This window comes from Marinobacter sp. (genome assembly GCF_041984545.1).
In the GTDB taxonomy this organism is placed as follows: Bacteria; Pseudomonadota; Gammaproteobacteria; order Pseudomonadales; family Oleiphilaceae; genus Marinobacter.
Genome location: NZ_JBHIXV010000125.1, coordinates 290 through 503, shown reverse-complemented (window position 1 = coordinate 503; position 214 = coordinate 290). Strand labels below are relative to the sequence as shown.

Below are 214 nucleotides of genomic sequence, written 5' to 3'. Positions count from 1 at the left end.
GCCGTTTCTGAATGGCGCGACGCAGTTGCGGTATGGTTTGATCTACGGGACGACTCATCGCGCCCAGGCTGTCAATCATCACCAGCTTCCGGACTCGCTCCGGGAACGCCGCGGCATAGAGCGCGCAAACGATCCCGCCCAGGGAATGCCCGACCAGATCGACCTGAGCGACTTCGCCCGACAACAAATGCGCCTCAACCAGTTCGGCAAGATC

The 214-nt window shown here is 61.2% G+C and carries 1 protein-coding gene; it reads right to left on the bottom strand.

Going from position 1 to position 214, the window contains the following annotated elements; translation table 11 throughout:
• Nucleotides 1-214: alpha/beta fold hydrolase (locus tag ACFC20_RS17855; protein WP_375194154.1), on the bottom strand; the 214-nt coding region annotated here is incomplete at both ends.